The sequence below is a fragment of the uncultured Microbacterium sp. genome, from assembly GCF_963521695.1.
Classification (GTDB): domain Bacteria; phylum Actinomycetota; class Actinomycetes; order Actinomycetales; family Microbacteriaceae; genus Microbacterium.
In genome coordinates, this window is sequence record NZ_CAUQWC010000230.1 from 1 (window position 1) to 5,234 (window position 5,234).

The 5,234-nt window shown below is 69.4% G+C and carries 4 protein-coding genes and 1 pseudogene; 1 reads left to right on the top strand and 4 read right to left on the bottom strand.

Annotated elements, in window-relative coordinates; translation table 11 throughout:
• The 4 genes and pseudogenes from RWP81_RS13990 to efeU form a co-directional block, all read right to left on the bottom strand.
• The coding region (locus tag RWP81_RS13990; RefSeq protein ID WP_314457089.1) for an acyltransferase family protein at positions 1-813 on the bottom strand (813 nt) is incomplete at its 3' end.
• A pseudogene (gene efeB, locus RWP81_RS13995) lies at positions 805-2,112 on the bottom strand (iron uptake transporter deferrochelatase/peroxidase subunit); the annotation flags it as partial. The pseudogene efeB and the gene RWP81_RS13990, both read right to left, overlap by 9 nt.
• Before the next feature lie 2 nt (positions 2,113-2,114).
• The gene (gene efeO / locus RWP81_RS14000; protein ID WP_314457082.1) at positions 2,115-3,344 is read right to left on the bottom strand and encodes an iron uptake system protein EfeO; all 1,230 of its coding nucleotides are present in this window, start codon (positions 3,342-3,344) and stop codon (positions 2,115-2,117) included.
• A gap of 61 nt (positions 3,345-3,405) precedes the next feature.
• Positions 3,406-4,497, bottom strand: coding sequence for an iron uptake transporter permease EfeU (gene efeU / locus RWP81_RS14005; protein ID WP_314457085.1), 1,092 nt, complete (start codon positions 4,495-4,497; stop codon positions 3,406-3,408).
• Between the two features lie 201 nt (positions 4,498-4,698).
• On the opposite strand from efeU, the gene RWP81_RS14010 reads away from it, so the two are divergent.
• A partial coding sequence (locus RWP81_RS14010) for a 2-oxoglutarate and iron-dependent oxygenase domain-containing protein (RefSeq protein WP_314457087.1) occupies positions 4,699-5,234 on the top strand: 536 nt, incomplete at its 3' end.

Here is a 5,234-nt window from a genome sequence, read left to right on the forward strand (position 1 = left end):
CGCCACGTAGCGGCCGACGACCACGAGGATGAGGAAGGCCGAGATGCCGACGAGTGTGGTGGCCACGTCCTCGGGAATCTCCTCGGGGAGCATGGCCGAGACGGCCAGGACCGCTGCAGCGGGAATGACCACGCCCCAGTGAACCCGGCGGACGTAGAGGACGAAGTAGCTGCCGAAGGCCAGCTCGGGGAGTCTGGTCGTGAGGATCATCGCCGAGGGGTAGCCCGCGAAGTAGCGCTGCATGATGATCACGGTGGCGGCATAGGCCGCAAGGATAACGACGCCGGTGATGATCGGGAAGCGGTCGATGGCCCACAGCAGCAGCGGGAAGACGAGGTAGTACAGGAGGATGAACCCGAGGAACCACTCCCCCAGGAGGTAGGCGGTACGCACCTGGAAGTTGGCGACCAGACCGTCCACGCCGAGGACCGTGAAGATGAGGGAGCGGGTCGGGGCACTGTTGGGCGGCCGCCCCCCGGTCGTGACGAAGAAGTAGAGCGTTCCCAGGACCCAGGCGGTCCAGAACATCGGGTAGATGTTGAGACAGCGCTTCCAGTAGAACCGTTTGAGATTGATCGGTCTCCGATAGGTCACCGTCAGGGCGGCCCCGGAGATGATGAGGAACAGGGAGACGCCCAACCCGCCCACATAGATGCCGAAGGGGAAGTTGGTCAGAACGTAACCGCCGTCAGCCAGGTAGGGGTTGTTGAAGTGGGTGAGGACGATGAGAAGCGCCGCCAGGGCTCGGACCAGGTCGAGGTAGAAGATCCTGGTCCGTTTCCCGGCGACCGGCTTCGCGCCCGCCGCTCCCACCGACGCGCCCGCCGCGGGCGCGGGCGGCACGGCCCACAGCCCCGACCCGACGTGACGCAGGTACTCGCCCATGGCATCCGTCGACAACGACCGCTGCACCGTGATGAAACGGTCGGGACTCTTCTGGAACGACAGGAAGAACAACCCCGCGTTCAGCCGCCCGAGGTCGGTCGTTCCGTCGACGAAGTTGTAACCGCGTCGCAGCAGACGGACACCGCCGTTGCTGTCGGGATGCGCGAGGCGCACGTGACTGCGCGCGTCGATTGCCGGTGTCCCGGCGGAACCGGCCGCCGAGAAGTCCGGCGCCGTGAACTCGTCGCCGCCCGACAGGGGCGCACCGTTCGCCTTGTCGCGTCCGACCACGCGGTCCTGCTCGGCGAGGCGCGTGCGGTCCCATGTCTCGATGAGCATCGCGATGCGCCGCGCGACGAGGTACGACCCGCCCGCGAGCCACGCCGGACCCTCGGATGCCGAGACCCAGACGTTCTCATCCAGCGCAGACGTGTCGTCGGCGAGGATGTTGGCCGTTCCGTCCTTGAACCCAAAGAGGTTCCGCGGCGTCGCCTGAGCGGCCGTGGTCTTGGACGTGCGGCCGAAACCGAGCTGCGACCAGCGGATCGTCGCGCGTCCGAACGCGATGCGGCTGAGGTTGCGGATCGCGTGCACCGCCACCTGCGGGTCGTCGGCGCAGGCCTGGATGCACAGGTCGCCATCGGATCGCAACGGATCGAGGTCGTCGCCGAGGAACGCCGGCAGTCGCTCGAGCCCCGCGGGGCGCTGCCCCTCCAACCCGAAACGCGCGTCGAACAACGACGGACCGAATCCGAACGTGATGGTGAGGTTGCTGGCCGGAAGGCCCAGCGCTTCGCCGGTGTCGTCCGGCGGAGCCTCCGGCGAGCCGCCCACCGCCCCGGTCGCACTGACGTCGAGGCCCTGCATCATCCGCGTGGCCGCGTACGTCCAGTCCTGCAGCAGTTCGGCGAGGTCGTCGCGCGTCGTCCGCGCCATCATGTCGTACGCCGCGAAGTGCAGGTGTTCCTGCACCGGGGTGGTGATCCCGACCTGGTGGATGCCGGATGCCGGGGCCACGGCATCCATGACGTGCCGCGCCTGCTCTTGGCCGTACGCGGCACCGCCGACGACACCTGCGCCCGCACCGACGACGAGGCTCGTCGCACTCGCTCCGAGCGCGAGGCCGATAAGACCGCGACGCGACAGACCCGACTCGGGTTCGGCGTCCGGACCGGAAGCATCCGGACCCGCGGCTGCCGCAGCAGTGGTCCGTTTCTCGTTGCGCACGCTCACTCCAGGATCGTGACCGTCAGCTGCGACAGCGGCTCGGCGAGGGCGTTGATGAGGTCGGTGAACTGCCGCTTGTCGGCCTCGGTGAGCTGCGCGTACGGGACGAACCCGGCCGTAGCCGAGCCGTGGGCGGCAAGACTGGCCTCGAGATCGGCGTACCCGGCATCGATGCGGGAGACGAGCTCGGCGCCCTTGTCGCCCTTCGACTCGGCGAAGTCGCGCACGAGCGAGAACGCCATCTTGGATCCCTCGACGTTGGCGGCGAAGTCGTAGAGGTCGGTACCCGACCACCAGTCCTCCTCGCCGCTGATCTTGCCGGTGGCCACCTCGTCGAGCAGCGCGATCGCCCCGTTCGAGATGCCCGCGACACCCTGCGCGTCCAGCGCCTGGACGAACTCGTCGGAGTGCACGTAGTCGTACAGCTCCTGCGTGTCGGCGATGAGCTTGTCGCCGTACGTCGCCCGCTCGGCGGGGGTGGAGGGTGCCCAGTCGGTCCACGCCGGCGTTTCACCGTCCGCGTTCAGGGCGTCCTGCGCGGGGACCCACAGGTCTTTCTCGATGCGGTGGAATCCGGTCCAGTCCAGCTGCTCGGCGACGGCGTCGACTTCGCGGTAGTCGATGCGGGGGTCGAGGTCGCCCAGGGCCTCGGCGATCGGCTCGATGCGCTCGTAATATGCGCGCACGCGCGGGAACTGCTCGCGCGCGGCTGCATCGTCCCCGCCCTCATAGGCGGCGGCGAAGGTCTGCACCGCGGGGATGAGCTGGCCGACCTGATCCTTCACGAAGGCGGCGTAGAGGTCGACGGCCTGCTGCTTCTGCTCGGCATCCGGACCCTCGATCGCCACCGCGTCTCCGGTGACCGAGAAGCTCGCCCGCCCCACGCCGTCGCCGACCATGCCGGGCTTGCAGAGCGTGTAGTACTCGCCCGGCTGCGCCACGACAGTGAGGCTGCGTGACGCGCCGGGGGCGATGTTCTCGACCTCGCCGACGATACGCAGGCCGTCGGATGCGAGGAGGTAGAACTCCGTGGTCTGGTCACTGTCGTTGCTGACGTCGAAAGCGAGCGTGCCGCTCGGTGCCGACGCCGCCGAGACGGCGCAGCCGTCGGCGGTCGAGGCGACGGAGAGGGTTCCGGAGGCTGCGGCGTCGGTCTTGGCGACGCAGCCCGAGAGGACGAGGGCGGCGATGCCGGCCACGGTCGTAGCCGCGAGGAGGCGGTTCGGGGTCATGATGCTCCGTTCGGATGGAGGGCGGATGCCGCGGCGTCGGGTGCGCACGGGAGCCCGGGGTCTAGGAGGCGGCGGGCGCGCCGGAGAGGGGCGGGGTCGCCGGGGCCGACGAGGAGTGCGAACCCGCGGAGGGGGCGGTCGGAGCCGCGAGCGCGGGCGACGATGTTCGAGACGCGGATGCCGCGGCATCGACCGCCGGCGTCGCGGCGACAGCGGACGAGGTTCCGGACGCGGATGCCGTGGCATCCCCCCTCGACGCCGCGCGCGGTCGGCGGTTCGCGCGGACGCCGCGGACAAACAACGGCACCACGATCGCGATGTACAGCGTCCACGCGATCACCTGCAGCCACGTCATCGCGGGCATGAAGCCGACGGTGGCCTGGAGCAGAACGGCGAGCGCACTGTCGGGGGCGATGGCCGCCGAAACGTCGAAGGCCCAGCCGAACGGGAAGCCCGCCCACCCGATCGCGACCGAACCCGTGGTCGGGTCGATGGGCGCCCCCGCACCGAACGGCCCGGGGAGGGCGCCGGCCTCCTGCAGGTCGTGCAGGGCGTACGCGAGCACCCCCGCCGCGACGATGACGAGGAATCCCCCGGTCCAGGTGAAGAAACGACCGAGGTTGAGGCGCAGCATGCCGCGCGCGATGAACCAGCCGAGCACGACGGCGGTGATCAGGCCCACCAGCGCGCCGAGCAACGCGCTCGGAGAATCACCGAACGACTGCACCATCGACCAAAGCAGGAGCGTCGTCTCGACGCCCTCGCGCGCGACCGAGACGAAACCGATGGCGACGAGTGCCCACACACCGCCGCGCAGCGCCCTGTCGACACCGCCCTCGAGCCCCGCCTTGAGGGTGCGGCCGGCCTTTTGCATCCAGAAGATCATCCACGTCACCATCGCCACCGCGAGCAACGACAGCCCGCCTCCGAGGAGCTCCTGCGCCTCGAAGGTCAGCATGTAGGCCCCGAAGGTGAAGATCGCGCCGATGCCGAGCGCCAGGGCGACAGCGAGCCCGACCCCGGTCCAGAGCTTCGGCAGCGCGTCGCGGCGCCCCATTCGGGTGAGGTAGGCGACGAGGATGCCGACGACGAGCGCAGCTTCGAGTCCCTCACGGAGGCCGATGAGGAAGGTGGCGAAGAAGCTGGCGAGCACGGGCGGAGTTCCGACTTTCGGGTTCAGAGGAGCCGCGACGCTGCGGGACGGGTAAGGACAGCCTCACCTGACCATGACAGATTACGCATTTCCGCCGCTGCGCGCACCTTTCTCCCCCGACGGCGCGGCGCGGGAGCGCGAGCGGGGTAACCATCGGCAACATTCGCCCCGTCACGCAGGCGATCGACCTAGCCTCGTCGCATGTCCGACCTCAATCTCCCCGTGCTCGACCTCTCGCTCCTCGACCAGGGGCCGGATGCCGCCGCCCGCTTCCGCAATGAGCTGCGCGCCGCGACCCACGACGTCGGGTTCTTCTATCTGACGGGCACCGGCGTCAGCCCCGCACTCGAGGCGAGCCTGCTGCGCGCGGCCAAGGATTTCTTCGCCCTCCCCGAGGCCGAAAAACTCTCGATCGAGAACGTCACGAGCCCCCACTTCCGCGGATACACGCGCGTGGGCGGCGAGCGCACGCAGGGCCGGGTCGACTGGCGTGAGCAGATCGACATCGGTCCCGAGCGCGAGGCGGTCACGGACCCCGACGCCCCCGGGTACAACCGCCTGATCGGACCGAACCTGTGGCCGGCCGCCCAGCCCGAGCTGAAAGACGTCGTCACCGAATGGCACGACCACCTCACCGGTGTCGCGCGCAAGCTGCTGCGTGCCTGGGCGCTCGCGCTCGGGGCCGAGGAGCAGTACTTCGACCGCCACTTCGGCGACCCGCAGACGCTCATCAAGAT

Bases quoted from the DNA above. Each gene is read 5' to 3' on its own strand.
- efeO (WP_314457082.1), bottom strand. From the start codon at position 3,344: ATGACCCCGAACCGCCTCCTCGCGGCTACGACCGTGGCCGGCATCGCC.